The sequence below is a fragment of the Cytobacillus kochii genome (assembly GCF_044790165.1).
Classification (GTDB): Bacteria; Bacillota; Bacilli; order Bacillales; family Cytobacillaceae; genus Cytobacillus; species Cytobacillus kochii.
In genome coordinates, this window is the sequence record NZ_CP085254.1 from 4528209 (window position 1) to 4546015 (window position 17807).

The window sequence follows — 17807 nt, forward strand, 5'->3', positions numbered from 1 at the left end:
GTTCATAAACTTCTATTATACAGTATCCAAATACGAAAGAGAAAAACGGTCTGTTCATACACCTAATCCAATCCTCGAAACGCGATCACTTTATTGAATCATGCCATGTTGTTTAGCTGATGTCAGCCATGATGGGAACTCATCTAATAACCGATTATATAATTCATCATCTGTAACCTTATCTAAATCATCCAATGCAAAGAAACCGGCATTATCAATGACTCTTCCAGGTAATTGATCCAGTTTTTGTAGTACACCATAATTGGCATTGCCAATGCCGACGAATTGCCAAAATAAGTTTTCCTTGGAACAATCAATAAGGATTTTTGATATCTTATGATCCAAATAAATGCCGCCATCACTAAAGAAGATAATGTATGTAGGTAAATCACTGCGAGGGTCTTCCTTTACATATTTCTTAATGACATCTTTCATCACAACAGGCTCGTTATTTCCTACTCCTAGCCCACTAAATATTTTGGGACGAGGATAAGTTCTCTCAATATAACCCTCATAATCCTTTTCTGTTACGCTGTTTGCCCGCATAGACTTGGAACCGAAAAACCACACATCTAACTCACCATCATTGTCCATACATGCAGCAACCGCTAGAACACGTTCGAATGCGCGCTGTACCACGCCTTTTTCATATAAAAGTGACATCGACCCAGAAGCATCAAATACAACCGCTACCCGTGCTCTCACTTGCTGTATTTTCTTCTTTTCTAAAGAAATGGTTACTTTCTTCTTTAACAAATCAATTTTGGATAGATGAATGGGTGCATTTGATGGTGTGTGCTTTTCTTCCTGAACAGAAAGCGCCTCTTCTTCCGCTACCTTTACACCAAACGATTCAGCTAAAGGCTTTAACCCACCATTAAACCCTCTTCCTATTGCGCGGAATTTAAAGTAAGACTGATAGCGATAGACCTCCGCAAGTACTAGCGCCCGCTCTTCTGTCGCATCATCTACCTCATAATGAACCATTCCTTGAGGACTATTAACAGTAATGGCTAGTCCTTGAACCGTACGAAATGTTTCCTGCCCATCAAGCGTAGCAGTAAACGAACAGCTTTGAATTACTGAAGATAGTTTGTCTAAATTTATGGTAAACACAACTAGCTTCTCTTTATTTTGTTGCAGAAAGACACTCTCTTCCGGATCTTTCTTTTGGTTATAAAAAACCATGTAATCATCCGAAGGTACATGACCGTCCCCTGTAACTAGAAAAGCGCTAATGTTTAATTCAACCTCTCCTTGCCATTTAACCTCGATTGTAACTAATCCCTCTTTTGGAAGTGGGATATTTGCTCCTTTTCTAAGGGAAACCGTGTTCGACATAACCATCATCTCCAACCTCTTTCTTTCCATTATAAGCTTAAAATGGTTGGGAAATGGAAAAAATTATTTTATAGGCTCTAACTTCATAAGAGTCTTTCAATGGATACATAAAAGGAAAATAAAAATACAACAATGATAAATACGCCCATTCCCTTCTCTTCTTTCTTAAATGCTTCGATCCCCAAAGCCAACATAGTAAGACTTAAGAATAAAATCATGATACCCACAAACGTAAAATCTTCGGTCACTACTCCATATGTAGCAAATAAGAGAGTAACTACAGATAAGACATAACGAAGTATTTTTAACAAAATCAACCCACCTTTCTCACATAAACAAATTGGGTCCTTTAGTTTCCTTGTTTTGTGATACTCTTAATCTATCATACTTCTCATTTGCGTTTATGTTAGTATCAAATTCAGTAAACACCTTATGTAGAACGATAAGAAAAACGAAGCATTTAATAAAAAAAAATAGCAGAAACGTTTGTGATTATTCCTTAAAATAAGTATAGTTAGTACTTAACGAATCATTTAAAAAGGATGTGGCAATATGCGCCTTAATAAATATATTAGTGAATCAGGAAAGGCTTCTAGAAGAGGAGCGGATAAATTAATTGCTGACGGGAGAGTCACCATTAATGGGAAACGTGCTGCGATTGGTACTCAAGTCGAACCAGGCGATGACGTTCGTGTAGACGGTAATCAAATCCGTGTAGCCAGAAATAATGTTTATATTGCGCTCAATAAACCTGTAGGGATTACGAGCACAACCGAAAAGGGTGTCAAAGGGAATATCGTTGACCTCGTGAATCACCCATTACGCATATTTAATATCGGCCGTTTAGATAAAGACTCAGAGGGCTTAATCTTAATGACCAATGACGGTGATATCGTGAATGAGATCTTACGTGCGGAAAACCAGCATGAAAAAGAATATAACGTTTCTGTCGATAAACCGATCACGCCTGAATTCGTGAAGCAGATGTCAGAAGGTGTGAAAATCTTAGGGACCACTACCCTACCTTGTAAAATCGTCCCCTTATCCAAATTTGATTTTCAAATCACTTTAACACAAGGTCTCAACCGCCAAATTCGCCGCATGTGTGCTGAATTCGGCTACGACGTATTACGTTTACAAAGGATCCGCATCATGAATATCAACTTAGGTTCCCTCCCGCCTGGACAATGGCGCGATTTGTCTAAGAAAGAGAAGAATCAATTGTTTAGAGAGTTGAATTATGAGCCTAAGGAATGGTAAAAAAGGGAATCTAGGCTGACCTAGATTCCCTTTTTATTTCCCAAACCGCTTACGATACCCACATTTCCTACACAATTCCTCGACAGCCTCTCTTCGCGAAAAACCATCAACGAGATTCTTTGCTCGATCCATTTCAATAATCTCCGAAAAAGAATTTTCATTAATATTGCCGAGATTGATGATACCCTCCCCATCTAAACAGCATGGAATCACGGTACCATTGGCTAAGATGCCCGCTTGATTACGCATGCCGTAACAGAAGCCTTTGCCATCATCCTCTTCTTCATGAAGAGCGGGCCACTGAAATTCATAATCTTGATTAATATAAATGCGATCAGCAATTTTCACACCGCTACCAGGTACGACCTTTTCTTCAATGCGATAATCCAAGTTAAATTCTTTTTCAATGATTTCCAGCACTTCTCTATTTCGTTTTTTCTCCAAATTTGTCGCATTATCCTGCGTTAAATTCCATAGCCTTAGTGACACAATCAGCTCCGATTGACTCGTCGCTTCCTTAATAAACGAAAGAATACTCTTTACATATCCTTCTTTATCCTCCGAACCAATATGGCCATCAAAACTGTGAAGTGAGAAATTCATCTGCCTTAGAGCCGGCTTGTTCAATAACTTCTCCCTCTTCTTATTAATGAGCGTCCCATTGGTTGTAATATTGACCTTAAAGCCTTTTTCGTGACTGATATCAAGCAACTGCCCAATTTTCGGATGAAGCAGCGGCTCACCCTTTACATGCAAATAAATATAATCCGTATGCGGCTTAATCTGATCCAACCGCTTCGCAAAATCTTCCAAAGAAATAAACTGCTTCGCCCGTTCTGTCGGCGGACAAAAACTACAAGCCAAATTACAAACACTCGTAATCTCCAAATAAAACTTCTTGAACTTTTTCAACTTCTCTTCCTCGATTCTTTACCTACTTCAAACAATTTGCACTACTATACTAATTAAAGCAGATATATCGTGGGATGGGTATAGGGAGTTTTTGGCCCACTACTACAAATAGGTATTGATTAGCTCGTAACACCTTTCTTCTGTAAGATTGGCTAGCACCGATACATATTCTAGCTGTTCCTGTGTTCCACCTTCAAACTTTAATGACGCATTTTTTGCCGTATCATCTCTTTCATTGAGCCAATTTCGTTGTTCTTCTCTTAAATGAGCCATCTTTTCTGTTGAAAGTTCCTCCTCTAACACCTGATAAACTTCATTCAATAACGCATCCCAAGCATCATATCGATCACCCTCTACTTTTTTCATTGCATAAGTGGATGCATCCGCTGGTTTTACTTCTTCCAACTCTTTTTGCGTACGATTGAATTCTTTTATATACGTCTCTTTTAAAGAATTCTCATTATGAGTGATTGGAGGCTGTTCCTTTTCGCTTTGGGTAGGGACTTGTTTTGTTTGTTCCGGATCCAACTGTTTATGTGTCTCATTACCAGTAGTTCCACAAGCCGAAATCATAAGCACTAATAAAAGCCATACAGTGGTAATAAAAATCCCCTTATTCTTCATACAATCTCCCCTCGTTCCTCTATTCCATATCTCCTATTTTTGCATAAAAAGGGTAATTTTTCACCTATCAATCTGTAAATATCTAACTTTCTTCGCTACAATAAAAGGAAGACCTTTTTGGAGGGAGTAAACAAAAATGGTGCCTATCTCTAAGATTTCTCTTTGGTGTCTGGGAATAATCATCATGTTGGGTGGATGTTCTAATCCAACTGACACGAGTGAGACAAATGCTTCTGATGACGCCTTAGTAAGTGTGGCGGAATACAACGGTGAAGGCTATGCCTTACCATACGGAAAAGAAACCGAGCAGATTGCCGAAGATCATCGAGAACAAATTGAAAAGGCCGCAGTCGCACTTTTTCAAGAAAACTACCAAACCGATGTCGTAGTGCACAATGTAGTCGGAGCATTAGATGCCGCCACGGTCTTTGTGGAATCGGTGGGTGAACCTCATTTTTATACATACGCTGTTGTACCAATTGATGAAAAAGAAAAGAAAGTAATGACCGAGCAAATTTCAGCCGATGCCTTTCAAGTAGAAAACGCTATGAAGGGCGGGTTATATCATATGATTTTTAGCAATGAGTTCAAGAAGCTTGATGATTACTTTGAGTCATTGGTTGCAGAAGGAAAAGTGGTTGGTAAAACAGAAGCAGCGCTTGAAAATGTTGGTGGACATGGCTTTATTACGCCTTATTATTTTATTTCTACTGACCCTGATGATGCCGCCATCAAACCCGTGTATGACCTTTATTTACAAAACCCCGATTCGAATATTGAAACGCTAAGAGATGCGTATGAGGAAAGCTTATTTGATAAAGAAAACTTCCAAATTAATATCCAATTGTTTATGAAAGAGCAACAAGCAGAACCAAGTGAAGAGATTTTCACACAAGTGATAAGTGACCTCGAGGAAATGAACAATATTCCTAAAGGCACCTATAGCTTCTATTTAAATGATCATTTCATTCATGCGGAATCTGGTGAAGGCGCTAAGGAGAATTCTTTGAAGCGGGCTTTTCCGGATTATAAGAGTGAGGAGTGCGAGCTTTCATGACTACTGTACTTATTGAAGATATTGAATACGGTAAAGTAAATGGGGTACCGTTGATGTTAGATATTATTCGCCCTACCAAACTTCCAGATGAACCAATGCCGGTAATCATTTATATTCATGGTGGAGGTTGGTCCAGTGGAGATAAAGCTGGAGTAGGTGGTCGAGAATGGAATTCATATTTTGCTAAGAATGGTTATTTTGTCGTCAACATCAATTATAGATTGAGTGGTGAAGCAATTTTCCCCGCGCAAATTCATGACTGTAAAGCAGCCGTCCGCTGGTTAAGAGCTAATCATGTAAACTACCATATTCATCCTGAAAAAATAGGGGTCTGGGGACATTCCGCAGGCGGTCACCTCTCAGCTCTCTTAGCGACATCTATTGGAAATGATGAATTAGAAGGAGAATCAAGGCATCCTCATTACCCGACTCATATAAATTGTGTAGTTACAGTTTCAGCCCCTATTGATATACTCAAAATGGGCGGATGGCATGATCTAGAAAATTCTCATGAAGCCAAACTTATTGGAGAAATAACCGTTCAAAAAAATGCGGAACTTGCCAAAAAAACAAACCCTATCCCATACATCAACGACAAAAGCAAGAACATACCTTTTCTAATCATACATGGTGAAGACGATAAAATCGTTCCGGTCTCTCAAGCCCGATTAATATATGAAAACCTCCCTAATGCTGCGCTTCTAACTGTTAAAGGCGCTGACCATGGGATGGAGGGTGGAAATATAACAATCACAATGATATTAGAGATGATTTTGGCTTTTTTTGATCAGTCGTTGTTTAATAGAAAACTATAATATACACTTATAGGAATTGGGATTAAATGGGGGAATATACAATTATACCCCTTCTCCACCTGACCACTTCTACAAATACAATTAAACAATTCTAACCCGTTCACTTATACGATCATACCTAAGAAACTCGTCATTATCAGGAGAAACCCCTGAAATTTTGAAGACACCTACAAATCGATAACTATTAAAGCCGAGATTATTTTTGTATTTTGCAAATACAGCTCTTTCTCGACCTACATTCATTTCTTCCATATAATTTTTTGTTCTTTCTTTGGCGATGGCAACGTCCTGGTGAGATTCATCTATGTATGTCCAATCTTCTGCCAATAGATTTAACCAACCGCTGGCAACTGATTTTGTATCCCCGTTTTCTACGATGGAGAGTTTCGGACACCATAACCAGGTTTTATCTATCACTCGAAAATAGCTCAATTGATACCTCTTAGCATTCTTACCGAATACAGTATTGGCGATATCTTTTATGTCCTTGAATTGCACATTATCGTAAATAGAGAGATATTCTTTTTGTTTTAATTCGCTTAATTCTTCTTCATATGTCATCCAATTCAATGTCGTTTTCACTACCGCCGCTTTATTTTTAATAATAGATACGACTTCGTGGATTCTAGCATTTATCTCATCTATAGATTTCGTCGCATCCATTCTATACACTTGAAAATCCTCAATAGATTCCTCATAAACCGCAGAAATAATATCATCCATACGTAAATTGTCTTCTGTATGATTATTTAGATGATAGGCTTCATCTACTTCTATCCCTATCTTTAATTGGGGAAAATAAAGGTCCATCAAAGCATATCGCCCATTTTGCCGCTTCACATATTGTTGACTTACAGGTTTAATATTCATATTGTCCAACTTATGCCAAATCGCCGTTAAAATATAGTTTTCATAGTCTTTCCTTTTGGTTCTTGAGAAAGTCTTTATTAAGTAATCACGCTTATTCATTTCTCTACCCCTTTTAATCTGCTTATGTAAATACTATCATTAGGAACTATGTACTGGATCTCTGATCTTCCGAATAATTTTTTTCTCAACCTTTTTTGCCTGAAGGGAAATCAATTCTAATCCCAAGGTATTCTCTTTAATAATCCCATCTAGCCTTGCATCACCGAATTCACCTGATTGCTTCTCCTGCGTCTTTGTACCAAACCACATTCGGCCGAGAGGCACAACAATTAAAATAAGGAGTATGTTGAGAAATAATAATTTCCTCAACACTTTGTCTGAAACGCTGCTTTCCCTTCCAAAATGTCCTGCAAAAACTTTTTTGATTTGGTTAATTGTTTCCTGATATCATCTATTTCTTTGATTTTTTGTTCAACGATTGTTTTCTTTTCATCGTATGATAAGTTCATTTGTTGATTGACCATCATACTTATCTCTTCTATTGAAAAATCTGCGCATAGAAGTGCTTTTACATCCTCAAGGTACTCCACAATTTCTTCAGCATATACGCGATAATTATTTACATCTCGCTCAATATAACAGTCAGGAATTAGATTTTTGCGTTCATAGAATCTTAATGTGGATATGGGCAAATCCGTTAATTTCGAAACTTCATTTATTTTCATCATATGACCTCTTTTTTTATTGCTATAAACCTAGGTTCATAGTTCATAATGTGCTTATGATAACCAATGGCATATAAAATGTCAAAATAATCTAAAGTTATCAAAAGGAGCGATTTTATGTTCAACCATATTCTGAATAACGATTTCGTCGATATAGTCAAAGGAAGGCGTTCTGTTCGTCATTATGATGAAGATTTTAAAATATCGCAAGAAGAGTTAAGCGAGATTATTGCGGAAGCTAGTTTGGCGCCATCCTCTGCAAATATGCAATCTTGGCGTGTAGTTGTTGTAGATACTCCCGAAGGAAAAGAAAAACTTAAACCTCTTGTACGTTTCAATACATTACAAAATGATACTTCTTCTGCCATGTTATTAATTTTTGGTGATACAAAAAGCTATTTGTATGCAGAAGAAATATTTAATACAGCTGTAGAACAAGGGAAAATGCCGCCTGAAGTGAGAAATAGCCAACTCGAGACCATTCTATCAATCTATCCAACACTATCAAAAGAAATGAAAGTTGAAATTGCAAAAATCGATAGTAGTCTCTTTGCAATGCAATTAATGTTAGTAGCTCGTGCGCACGGATATGATACAAATCCAATGGCGGGATTTGAAGCAGATCAGCTAGCAAAAACTTTTGAATTGGATGAAGAACGATATACTCCCGTAATGATCCTTTCAATTGGTAAAGCCAAAGTAGCTGGATACGAATCCATTCGATTAAGTACTGACAAAATTTCGTTTTGGAGATAAACCTGACAATCCATTAGAAGTGCAAAAAAAGAGAAGAAGTTTCCTACTAATAGTGGGAATGCTCCTTCTCACTTCCCTTCCATTTCATGTTGAAACAGAGTTTGATTGGTGTGTTTATGATTCCCTCCCTAACAAACCAACCAACTCCCTAAAAACAAAAGAAGGATTCCTTTGCAAAGTATCTAGACTAACTGTTTTCTGATCATCTTTCCCTATCAGAGACACTTCCCTTTTGTCTTTATTGATTTTGATTAAAACATTCTTAATCCTGTATTCTTCTACCTTAGTTGCTATATCGATTTCTACTGAGTCCAGTTCAATAGATATTTTATCGGAGACCCTTCTTAGCATTCTCCAGAGCGTTTTTTCTTCTTTCGATTTCATAAATAGTTCTGGGAGCTCTGTCGACTCTTTCAAATGATTTAATGTGGTCTGCATATAGACAGCCAAACCGTAGCCCACAGGTTTAATGATTGGGTTGCAGTTGATCCAATGGTCCACTTCAAATTGCATGTATTCTTCGTTGCCTACTTTTTCAGGTCTTATTTCTTTGGCCCTGCCATAGCAGATGACTCCGTTTTGCTCTAAAACACCTTTTTTTACGTAAAGAGCGATATACTTTGTCTCTTGCCAGCCTGATTTAAGCTTAGTGATAGGAATACGATAGCTGCCTGTCTGTTTAGATTGAATATACTCTTCTCGATCTTTCACAAGGCCAACAAGCACTTTCTCTTCCAAATTGGAATGCCATTCTTCTAATGCCCCTCTTGGTAAGATGCCTTCTTGTTGGATTTCTTCAGGGCTTTTTTCGATCAGTCTCTCTACAAATTTTTCGACTAAGCCTGTTGCATTAGGGATAAATGGCAAGCCACCAATATTGACTTTATCAATGCTCTTATAGAAGTGATGATTTTGGTACAGCTCTTCATAGGACCACGGAAAAAGGACATAGGCGCCAAAGGACGTTCGTTCATACGGCCCCTCATTGTAGGCTACAATCGAATCTCGATAACGGTGCATTGTGTTTATATCATCCTCAAGTGGCCCGGGGTGCTTATATCGATTTTGATAATAACTGCCATCTTGGGCGTAATCGATGCGATATTTGGCATCGAATACATAATTATAGGTAAAATCCTTGCCTTTTTTCGCAATACTGAGCATCGTATCTGGCTTTTGTGGAATGGTTGGCAAACCGCTTTCGTACTTTTGGTATGTTAGAATAATTTCCTCTTTCGTAAAAGGATGCCTGTATTTTCTCGTTGCTGAACGGTTCGTTTCCAGATTAACAAACAACCCGTCCCTGTTGACCTGGATGATATCTTGACTGATCAGTTGATACTTCTTATCAAGGATTTGCCCAAGCTTCAAGAATGTCCAATATTCATAAAGCGTGGCTACGTCTTTTACCGACATTTGATACAGTTTTCCTTGTAGCATCAATCCTTTGGATACGGTCAAATAAATTTGAAAGGCTTCTCGATAGCCGGGTGCCATCTGCAGCACTAAACTATGAATGGAGCGATCCAGTTTTTTAATCCCTTTCCAAAAGGGGCTTTTTTGCTTCGCTTCTAATTGCTTAATCATCTCAATCAACTTGTCTAAAAGGTCCGGATCCGCTTCGATTTCCCATCTCGTCCCTCGATGTCTTAATGCCTCCAGTAAATCATAGAGCTTATGAGTTACCCGCTGCATCATCCATTTCACATAACGATTTTCCAACGTATCATAGGTAAGTTCTTTTTTCACACGAAGACCTTCGATAGGCATAAATGTTTTGTGATCGTTATGAATTGATATGCCCTTGTTAACCTCCGTAAACAAATGCGGCCTTTTCTGCAAATAGGTTCGACTTCTCGTGTCTAATTTATTTAATTGGTCTCCCCTTACTTTTTCATACGTTTTGTGTAAGAGGTGATGTGGCTGTCGTTCAATCTGGTTAACAGCTTGAATGAACTGATCAAAATGCTTACTAATGAGACGGTAAAATTCACTTCTTGAAGGCTTGCCCTCAAGTTTTAATCTAGCCCCTAAATAAGTTTTGCGAATGAAATGGAAGGCGAGATTATAAATTTCATCGTTCACCTCTTCTAGAAGCTTTTTATAGTCATTTCGATAATCAAGTTTTGCTGGAAACACCTCTAGCGTCACATCTAACAGCTTTTGACTACCATCCCTAATTTCAAAAGTAGTTAACCCGACTTCATTCTGGAATCGTAAGTTACCCATCAACATATAAGTACCAGCTATCTCTACCTTAGCGACGGCTTGTCTTAAGCCCCGATGCTCATGGTAAAAGGACAATTCCCTCTTTGTCTTCGGCACGACGATGACTTGATACACACCATTCTCGAAAAAAATCGGCCGTAATTGTGAAGATTCCTGAAGCAATTGCGTTTCAATATTATAAATCAATACCTGCCTTACTTTTTCGCCATGAACAGAAAACTGCATGACATCATGCCGATCCATTGCCCGGTATTGTTTCAACCCTTCATATCGCTCGTGATACGGCTTACCTTTCACCACAAGAGACATATCCTCCGTTTCGATCTTCACCAGTTCAACATCATCACGATACCCAGAAGGATGTAAAGCCATCTGCCTGTAACCTCCTCAGCATCTCAACCACCTTCCTGGCGCTTCTAGAGTACAGCGCACTCTCTACGTCGAACGAGGCATTTTCATCGTCCTGATACGCCGTATTCGTGAATAGTTGATATAGTTCCCTTAGTAACTGATCAATTCTAGCATCACTTCCGGATAAACGTGGCAAGATCTTCTGAAGAATACAATGATCAAACGCTTCCTCAAAGGTCATTAACTCCCCTTCCTTGTTATACGCCAGATAGAACGAGATTTCGTCCCTCACCCGGTAACCAATATGGGCATTAATTAGCTGGAGAGACTGATTAATCCTCACGAGCTCAGCTGTAGCTTTCTCAATCATCTCCGTATCTTCCCGATAAAGATCCTTCAAATGTAAATACTTTGAAGCCAGTTGACTCTGCCCTATCACCACAGGCTCGGCTTCTTCAAGGTCTTGAAGGAAAGATAAATGATCCAACTCCACACGATTAAACTCGATTGTGTTCGCACGGTCCAACACCTTTTTACTAAACGGATGTGTCGTTTCATCCATATTAACGGTCCCGATTACAAATAGATTATTAGGCAGTGTAATCACCTCATTCGCAACCTCTTCCGATAATAAAGCAGATGTAACCACCTTCCCATCCTCCAACCGACGACTCTCCATGACACTGAGAATATCACTGAAATAATACTCAACCCGCGCTAAGTTCATTTCATCTAAAAGAACAAAATAAGGCAGGTCAGGATGCTTATGTGCTGCTTTAATGGCTTTTGTTAAAGGACCTTCTTTAAAATCTCCCTTAATATCTACATAACCTAATAAATCAGAACCATCGCTCCAATCAGGCCGCACAGGAATCAACGTAAACTGCCCATTTTTCTCATTCGCACCAACACTCTCAGCAAACCATTGCACCATCTTAGTTTTCCCCGTTCCAGAAATACCGGAAAGAATCACAAACGGCTTGGTTTTCAAAGAAAGATATAAGTTGATGACTTCCTCTTTCGGATAATAAAACCCTTTGTTTTGTATGTAAGAATAGATATGGTTGATCAAATCCTTAGTAGGCAAGAATTCATAGCTTGTCTCCCTAATTATTTCCTCATCACTATTGTTTGAAGGGTCTTCATAAATAGTACGGTCATTCAACGAAATATAATGCTCATATATCTCGATCATGCTTCTTAAATCATCCAAAATCACATTTTCTCCTGGCACCTGATCCACATCATAACGAATATATGCTGCGGTAGATAACGCATAGCCCTTTGCCTTCTTACTCTCTCCCAGATTAATATGATCATCAATCTTAACCTTGCTAGTTGCGGGAATAGACTCCCTCATCTGAGCTTTGATTCTCAGCATCTCCTCCTTAGAAGTTTCCGTTATCCCCTGGGCCAATGTAAGATAGATACTCTGCATATCCTCACTGAACAAATAAACAATATAATAACCCCTCTGCGTCGAAACAGTAATTTTACGATTCATGATCGCTATCCAAGGAACAGCCGCCCAGTTCCCTTGCCCCACCGATCCAGTCACAACATATTCGGAAGGGTCAATAAAAGGAAGGTTATGTATAGCCGCAGTCACCTCACTTCGAACAAAGGGTCCCAATTGGTGCCCCCCGAAAGCTTCCCTCTTTGCAGCTAAATATTGATTCGCAATCCTGATTAATTTCTCTCGTATATTTTGAGACATGATCTGCTCCTTTTTATTTAAAGTGTCAAAATAAGGCTCTGTTGGATTCCACTCTTTATCAATTAAAGTTGTACTTTGTAACCATATTAATAAATTGTGCGTTCTCTCTTTAGCTACCGACTCTACCATTAGGTTTTCACCCCTAGAATTCCGTACAATTAGCATACCAAGTTCTTCAAGAGCCAGCCTTTTGTCCCTTTTAGGTAGATGTCTTAATAAATCAAGGCAAATAAGGGCTACTCTAAAATACCCTTGATTCATAATGATCTTCTTTACAAAATCACCTTTATTTTCCGCTGCCTTATAAGCATCGAACTGACTTTGATTGATCTCATTAAACTCATTCACCAAACCTAATAATTTTGCATCCTGCCTGGCTCTTGACTTAACCCTATATAAATTACCTTCGACTTGCTTACTGAGCTGTTCAGTGTCGTATTTCCCAATTGTCACTTCATCTAAGAAGGTGATTACCTTTTCATATTGCTCATTCGGTAACTCATCAGTCTTGAATTCCTTTAACTTGATTGTCTCATAATCACCTTGTTTCAATAATTCAACAAAAGGTAGTTGGGCGAAGTAAGATAGAATGAACGTACTTTTTTCTCTTTCTGTCCTAACCTTATCGACAGTGATTGTCCGTTCTTTAGTAAATGCTCCCCACTCTTTCAATATAAAATTAAAATCGATGTCTACATACGGAGAATGCCTTTCACCTCTATTGTATTCATCCCTGGATGATTCTGTTTCTATATGTATTCCTTGATTGTCCACCTTTGTAATTTTATGTATATTTGAGGTTTTGATGTATTTTATTCGTTTTGATAATTCAATAATAAGTTGCTCAATCATTTCTTCACTCCGTTTACAGATCGATCCAATTATTTGTATATATTATACTATAATAAAAAAGCCATTCAATTGAGTGAATAGCTTCTAAAGTAACAAATAAATATAATGTACTATTGTTTTATAGTATAAGAATAGGTGGTCTTGATACTTATGATACGGTTTTCCGTTAGTAACCTATGTGGGTCTTTATTTTCCAACTGATACAGTAATAATCTATTTCTCCAACAACTCAATCATCTCTGTGTATCCTCTATCTTTAGCATAATCCAATGCCGTCATACCATTGTCATCACGAAGCTCTTTGTTAGCATTGTAAACTAACAATTCCTGTACAATTTGCTGATATACTTTTGAACCATCTGTTAATGCGACTGCTTCAATTAAGGCTGTATAACCAAAGTTATTTTGATGATTTATATCCACATTCCCATCTGCTAAAAGTAACTTTACATTAGGTAAATGTCCTTTCTCAGCAGCTGGAATTAATGCATTGCCACCATAGCGATTGTACACTTGATGATCAGGTTTTGCGTTTTCAATTATATAAGCTAAAATCTCCGTTTTTCCTTGTGCGCCTGCATATAAATAAGCACTATCTTGGAGCACATCTTGTTTGTTAACATCTGCCCCTTCATTAATTAGAGCTTTTGCGATTTCAATATAATTTTTATGAGTAGCAATTAACAACGGTGTTTCGCCTTTTTCATTGGTTTCATTAATTGGATAAGAAGCATCTTTTAAAATATCCTGTACTTTTTCAAGATTATTAGCTTCAACAGCTTGAAGTAATTCACCAGATTGATGTGTCATTTCCCTTCCCTCCTCATCATTACAGCCTGCAACTAGGAATAAAAATCCAAGCAAAAGCCCTATAATAAATTTCAAATTAAAACCTCTCTTCCCAAGGAGTGATTGTATGATTAAAACGATAACCGCTGCCCCAAATGGTTTCAATCGGTAGATCTGATAGTTTCCCCTTTTTTAATTTGTCTCGAATGCGCCCGATATGCACAACAACAGTGAATACATCACCATCCAAATCATCCATATACCATAATTGGCGAAAAAGCTGTTCCTTCGTCCATACACGATTCGGGTGTTCCATAAAAAATACGAGTAAATCAAACTCCTTGGTTGTAAAAGTAATCTCGTTGCCGAGTACAAAAACTTTACGTGCAGCTTTATCTACAACAATATTACCCATTTCGATAAACTCCACCCGTTGTCCCACGTTTGTTAATTGTTTGTAGCGTTTCATATGTGCTTGAACACGTGCAACCAACTCACTAGGACTAAATGGTTTTGTTAAATAATCATCCGCACCTAAACCGAACCCTCGAATTTTATCGATATCTTCCTTTTTTGCTGAAACAATCATAAGCGATATATTTTTCACTTCGCGAATACGACGACAAATTTCATAGCCATTCATCGAAGGTAGCATTAAATCAATAATGACTAAGTCATACTCTTCTTTCAATGCACGGGTCATCCCTTCAAAACCATCTGTTACAATATCTGCTTCAATTGAATGAATTTCTAAATAATCTCGTTGCAATTCCGCAATACTTATATCATCTTCAATAATTAAAATTCTTGATGCTGCTGCCATTTCTCAACACTTCCTTTAAGACTTTTCCAACACAATGGTTACAGTTGTACCTACATTTAACGTACTTTGAACTTTCACCTGACCTTTATGTTTTTCAACGATTTGCTTCACAATCGCTAGTCCTAATCCACTGCCGCCCGTTGTCGATGTTCGCGCTTCCTCCCCGCGATAAAAATGATCGAATACATATGGCAATTTCTCCTCTGAGATTCCTTGCCCGTTATCTTTGACATTTAATTGCACAAAACGATGCAAAACAATCACTTCCACAACAATAGCTAATGGCACCTTCTCCTTTTGAAACTTTATACTATTTTCAATTAAATTCGTAATCGCCCGGTTCATATGCATTCGGTCAACCTGCGCATACACTTCCTCAGAAACTCGCAAGTTAATGTGAACCTGTCGATTCGATAATTGAAACTCCTCTACTACATGTGCTAGAAAATCTGGCAATGAAGTGCGTTCAAAACGAAATGGTACTGACTCTGCATCAAGCTTTGAATAGAGAAAAAGCTCCTCTATTAAATGATTTAGGGCAAGTGATTTGGAATGGATTGTTTTTAAATACTTTTCTTGCCTTTCCGGTGTTTCAGCAACACCCTCTTGCAAACCCTCCACATAACCAATAATAGAGGTAATCGGAGTTTTCAAATCATGTGAAATACTCGCTACTAAATCTTTCCGGTTATTTTCTAGATTTTGCTTCTCCTCAATAGAAGCAAGTAATGCCTCTCGCATTCGTTCAAAATTTGCAGTCAGCTGCTGGACTTCTTTTGCAGTATTTTCCGGCAAAGTAGGTGCCTGCATCATCATGTCACTGTCCCGAATGCTGGACATTATTTGCCCTAATCTTTCAATAGGCTTGATAATTGATTTGCGAATTTGATGATTTAAAAACAGCATAACTGCAACCGAAACTATCATAATGATCAAAATAATGAGCATTCCCCATCTAGTCAGAAACTCTAAAAAACTATTTTCTTTCTTCAACACGAGTATACTACCTTTAGTCTGATCACTGTAATAAAAATCAAATTTAATGTAACGGTACATTCTACCTGCGTTATCAACTGTACCCTTTGTTTCAATATTATTTGTATCAAAATCAGGAAAATGGACAATAAGGGACCTTTCAACTAGCTCCTCCGAATAATATAAAATATCCTCTTCCTTACGAATTACAAGGCCGAGAGATTGATGCTCTAATTGCTGTAATTTATTTCGCATATCCTCTTCTAATAGTTGGTCCGGCGTACTTTTGGCTATATCTCGTAATTCTACGTAAGCAAGCTCTTCTTCTGGACTCAGGGAACGTTGCTTCGTAAAGGATTCATATAATGTTTTCGGAGTTGGTACAAATCCTGTCGTTACGTAAAAAGCAATACATAAAATCATGAGAATGGAGACACTCGCAATAAAAATACCACCAATATATGAAATGAGAAATCGATTTTTTATTGTCATAGTGACCACCTTCCCCGATTTCCAAAAGAGAAATCAAGCATATTCAAATATTACCTGTTAAAAACTAAAATTCAAATTAAATTCTCCGTTATATGGCTCATGTTCCACAAAAATAGTTACGTCATTGTCTGCTGCATCTTTGCCCATGCGCTTATACGTGAACTTGTTATCGTTTAATTCTGTCAGTTCTAAAGCAGCCCCATATTTATTTTCACCTAGTGATACATGTGCTCGCATTTTGTTACTATTAATCACATCAAAGTAACCAAAATCATCCCGACTCTCTCCTGATTCAACATTGAAAAATTCATATTGATTTGTTGCTGAGCTATATTTGGCAATGCTAATAAAGTTGGCATTTTGCTCTGTCAAATCATTCCCCTGCTCATCTATCACCCTTGTCCCTTGCCATAATGTTTCGCCTAAAACTTCATCACCATCAACGTCTGTCAATATCGTCCCTGTCTTGGTCGTTAAAGTTTGCGCTGGATTTGTAAAGGCTAACTCTGTTTCTTCGTATGGAATATGTTCAACAAAAATTTCTACATCATTGCCTGCTGCATCTTTCCCCATGCGCTTATATGTGAAAATATCTTCGCTAAGTTCCGTCATCTCCACAACAGCTTGATATTGCATCGTATTAGAAATTAAAATTCGCTTCTCTCCATCGTTAGTCACGAAGAATGTACCTTCATCTCCACGTGTCTCCTTTGTTGCTGAATCAAAAAACTCATAGTGCCCTGTTTCTGAATCATATTTAGCCAAGCCAATAAAGTTTGCATTTTCCTTTGTTAAATCATTGTTATCTTGATCATAAACTTTTGTTCCTTGCCAATTTGTACTACTTAATAGATTCATCATTTCCTGACCTTTTGTAAACTGGCTTTTCTCCTCAACTTGTGCTGTTTGCTCAACCTCATCCGTCGAATTAGTTGTCTCCATCTCCGTTGCTGTCTCGTCGCTGCATGCCACCAAAATGGTTAAGCTAAAAATCGCCAATGATGTAAATTTAAATTTTTTATTCATATTTATCCTCTCCCTTTCAATTTCTCATACTTCATTATGAAAGGCAGTTCTAAACTCCTTATATCGCAAATATAAACAAATTATAAATTCGAACCTGACCACATTACTCATTACCACCCGTGTATTTTTCAACTCAGCGCTTTTTCAATAGACCTACCAAATAGATGCTTTTTCATCCAAACTGTGGAATTGA

Annotated in this window: 16 protein-coding genes; 4 read left to right on the forward strand and 12 right to left on the reverse strand. The window is 37.9% G+C overall.

From position 1 onward, the window contains the following. Positions 1–90: 90 nt before the first annotated feature. Together LG276_RS23005 and LG276_RS23010 are read right to left on the reverse strand one after the other, a co-directional pair. Positions 91–1347, reverse strand: coding sequence for a VWA domain-containing protein (locus LG276_RS23005; RefSeq protein WP_404293040.1), 1257 nt, complete (start codon positions 1345–1347; stop codon positions 91–93). 77 nt (positions 1348–1424) lie between these two features. Then, entirely contained in the window at positions 1425–1652 is a 228-nt protein-coding gene (locus tag LG276_RS23010) for a DUF3953 domain-containing protein (protein WP_289435029.1), read from the reverse strand. Positions 1653–1893: 241 nt separating this feature from the next. On the opposite strand from LG276_RS23010, the gene rluF reads away from it, so the two are divergent. Then, positions 1894–2601, forward strand: a complete 708-nt coding sequence (gene rluF / locus LG276_RS23015) for a 23S rRNA pseudouridine(2604) synthase RluF (protein ID WP_289435030.1) — start codon at positions 1894–1896, stop codon at positions 2599–2601. 33 nt (positions 2602–2634) lie between these two features. Here the strand turns inward: rluF and LG276_RS23020 are convergent, their stop codons facing one another. Continuing rightward, positions 2635–3513, reverse strand: coding sequence for a radical SAM/SPASM domain-containing protein (locus tag LG276_RS23020; protein WP_095371383.1), 879 nt, complete (start codon positions 3511–3513; stop codon positions 2635–2637). A 102-nt stretch (positions 3514–3615) separates the two neighbouring features. Further along, complete coding sequence (locus tag LG276_RS23025) at positions 3616–4137, reverse strand: lysozyme inhibitor LprI family protein (protein ID WP_224936960.1); 522 nt, start codon at positions 4135–4137, stop codon at positions 3616–3618. Between the two features lie 184 nt (positions 4138–4321). Here LG276_RS23025 and LG276_RS23030 point away from each other — a divergent pair, with 184 nt between their 5' ends. Continuing rightward, entirely contained in the window at positions 4322–5194 is an 873-nt protein-coding gene (locus LG276_RS23030) for a DUF1672 family protein (RefSeq protein ID WP_404293042.1), read from the forward strand. Beyond that, complete coding sequence (locus LG276_RS23035) at positions 5191–6009, forward strand: alpha/beta hydrolase fold domain-containing protein (RefSeq protein WP_404293044.1); 819 nt, start codon at positions 5191–5193, stop codon at positions 6007–6009. Before LG276_RS23030 ends, LG276_RS23035 begins: the two co-directional genes overlap by 4 nt. Before the next feature lie 81 nt (positions 6010–6090). Here LG276_RS23035 and LG276_RS23040 read toward each other — a convergent pair whose 3' ends face one another. Together LG276_RS23040 and LG276_RS23045 are read right to left on the reverse strand one after the other, a co-directional pair. Next, positions 6091–6978, reverse strand: a complete 888-nt coding sequence (locus LG276_RS23040) for an AbaSI family restriction endonuclease (protein WP_404293046.1) — start codon at positions 6976–6978, stop codon at positions 6091–6093. A 266-nt stretch (positions 6979–7244) separates the two neighbouring features. Next, positions 7245–7604: a MerR family transcriptional regulator gene (locus tag LG276_RS23045; RefSeq protein ID WP_095371373.1), complete on the reverse strand. Its 360-nt coding sequence runs from the start codon at positions 7602–7604 to the stop codon at positions 7245–7247. A gap of 117 nt (positions 7605–7721) precedes the next feature. On the opposite strand from LG276_RS23045, the gene LG276_RS23050 reads away from it, so the two are divergent. After that, the gene (locus tag LG276_RS23050) at positions 7722–8360 is read left to right on the forward strand and encodes a nitroreductase family protein (RefSeq protein ID WP_307318977.1); all 639 of its coding nucleotides are present in this window, start codon (positions 7722–7724) and stop codon (positions 8358–8360) included. Positions 8361–8474: 114 nt separating this feature from the next. Here LG276_RS23050 and LG276_RS23055 read toward each other — a convergent pair whose 3' ends face one another. From LG276_RS23055 to LG276_RS23080, 6 genes are all read right to left on the reverse strand, one after another. Further along, positions 8475–10961 (reverse strand): DUF2357 domain-containing protein, encoded by a 2487-nt coding sequence (locus LG276_RS23055; RefSeq protein ID WP_404293049.1) that lies wholly within the window; start codon positions 10959–10961, stop codon positions 8475–8477. Next, the gene (locus LG276_RS23060) at positions 10933–13509 is read right to left on the reverse strand and encodes an MrcB family domain-containing protein (protein ID WP_404293051.1); all 2577 of its coding nucleotides are present in this window, start codon (positions 13507–13509) and stop codon (positions 10933–10935) included. The genes LG276_RS23055 and LG276_RS23060 overlap by 29 nt, the downstream gene beginning before the upstream one ends. A gap of 213 nt (positions 13510–13722) precedes the next feature. Beyond that, positions 13723–14319, reverse strand: a complete 597-nt coding sequence (locus LG276_RS23065; RefSeq protein ID WP_404293053.1) for an ankyrin repeat domain-containing protein — start codon at positions 14317–14319, stop codon at positions 13723–13725. A 76-nt stretch (positions 14320–14395) separates the two neighbouring features. Then, the gene (locus LG276_RS23070) at positions 14396–15121 is read right to left on the reverse strand and encodes a response regulator transcription factor (protein WP_340977047.1); all 726 of its coding nucleotides are present in this window, start codon (positions 15119–15121) and stop codon (positions 14396–14398) included. 15 nt (positions 15122–15136) lie between these two features. Beyond that, positions 15137–16588, reverse strand: coding sequence for a sensor histidine kinase (locus LG276_RS23075; RefSeq protein ID WP_404293055.1), 1452 nt, complete (start codon positions 16586–16588; stop codon positions 15137–15139). A gap of 57 nt (positions 16589–16645) precedes the next feature. Further along, on the reverse strand, positions 16646–17614 hold the full coding sequence (locus tag LG276_RS23080) for a DUF4822 domain-containing protein (RefSeq protein WP_404293057.1): 969 nt from the start codon (positions 17612–17614) through the stop codon (positions 16646–16648). Between the last annotated feature and the right edge of the window lie 193 nt (positions 17615–17807).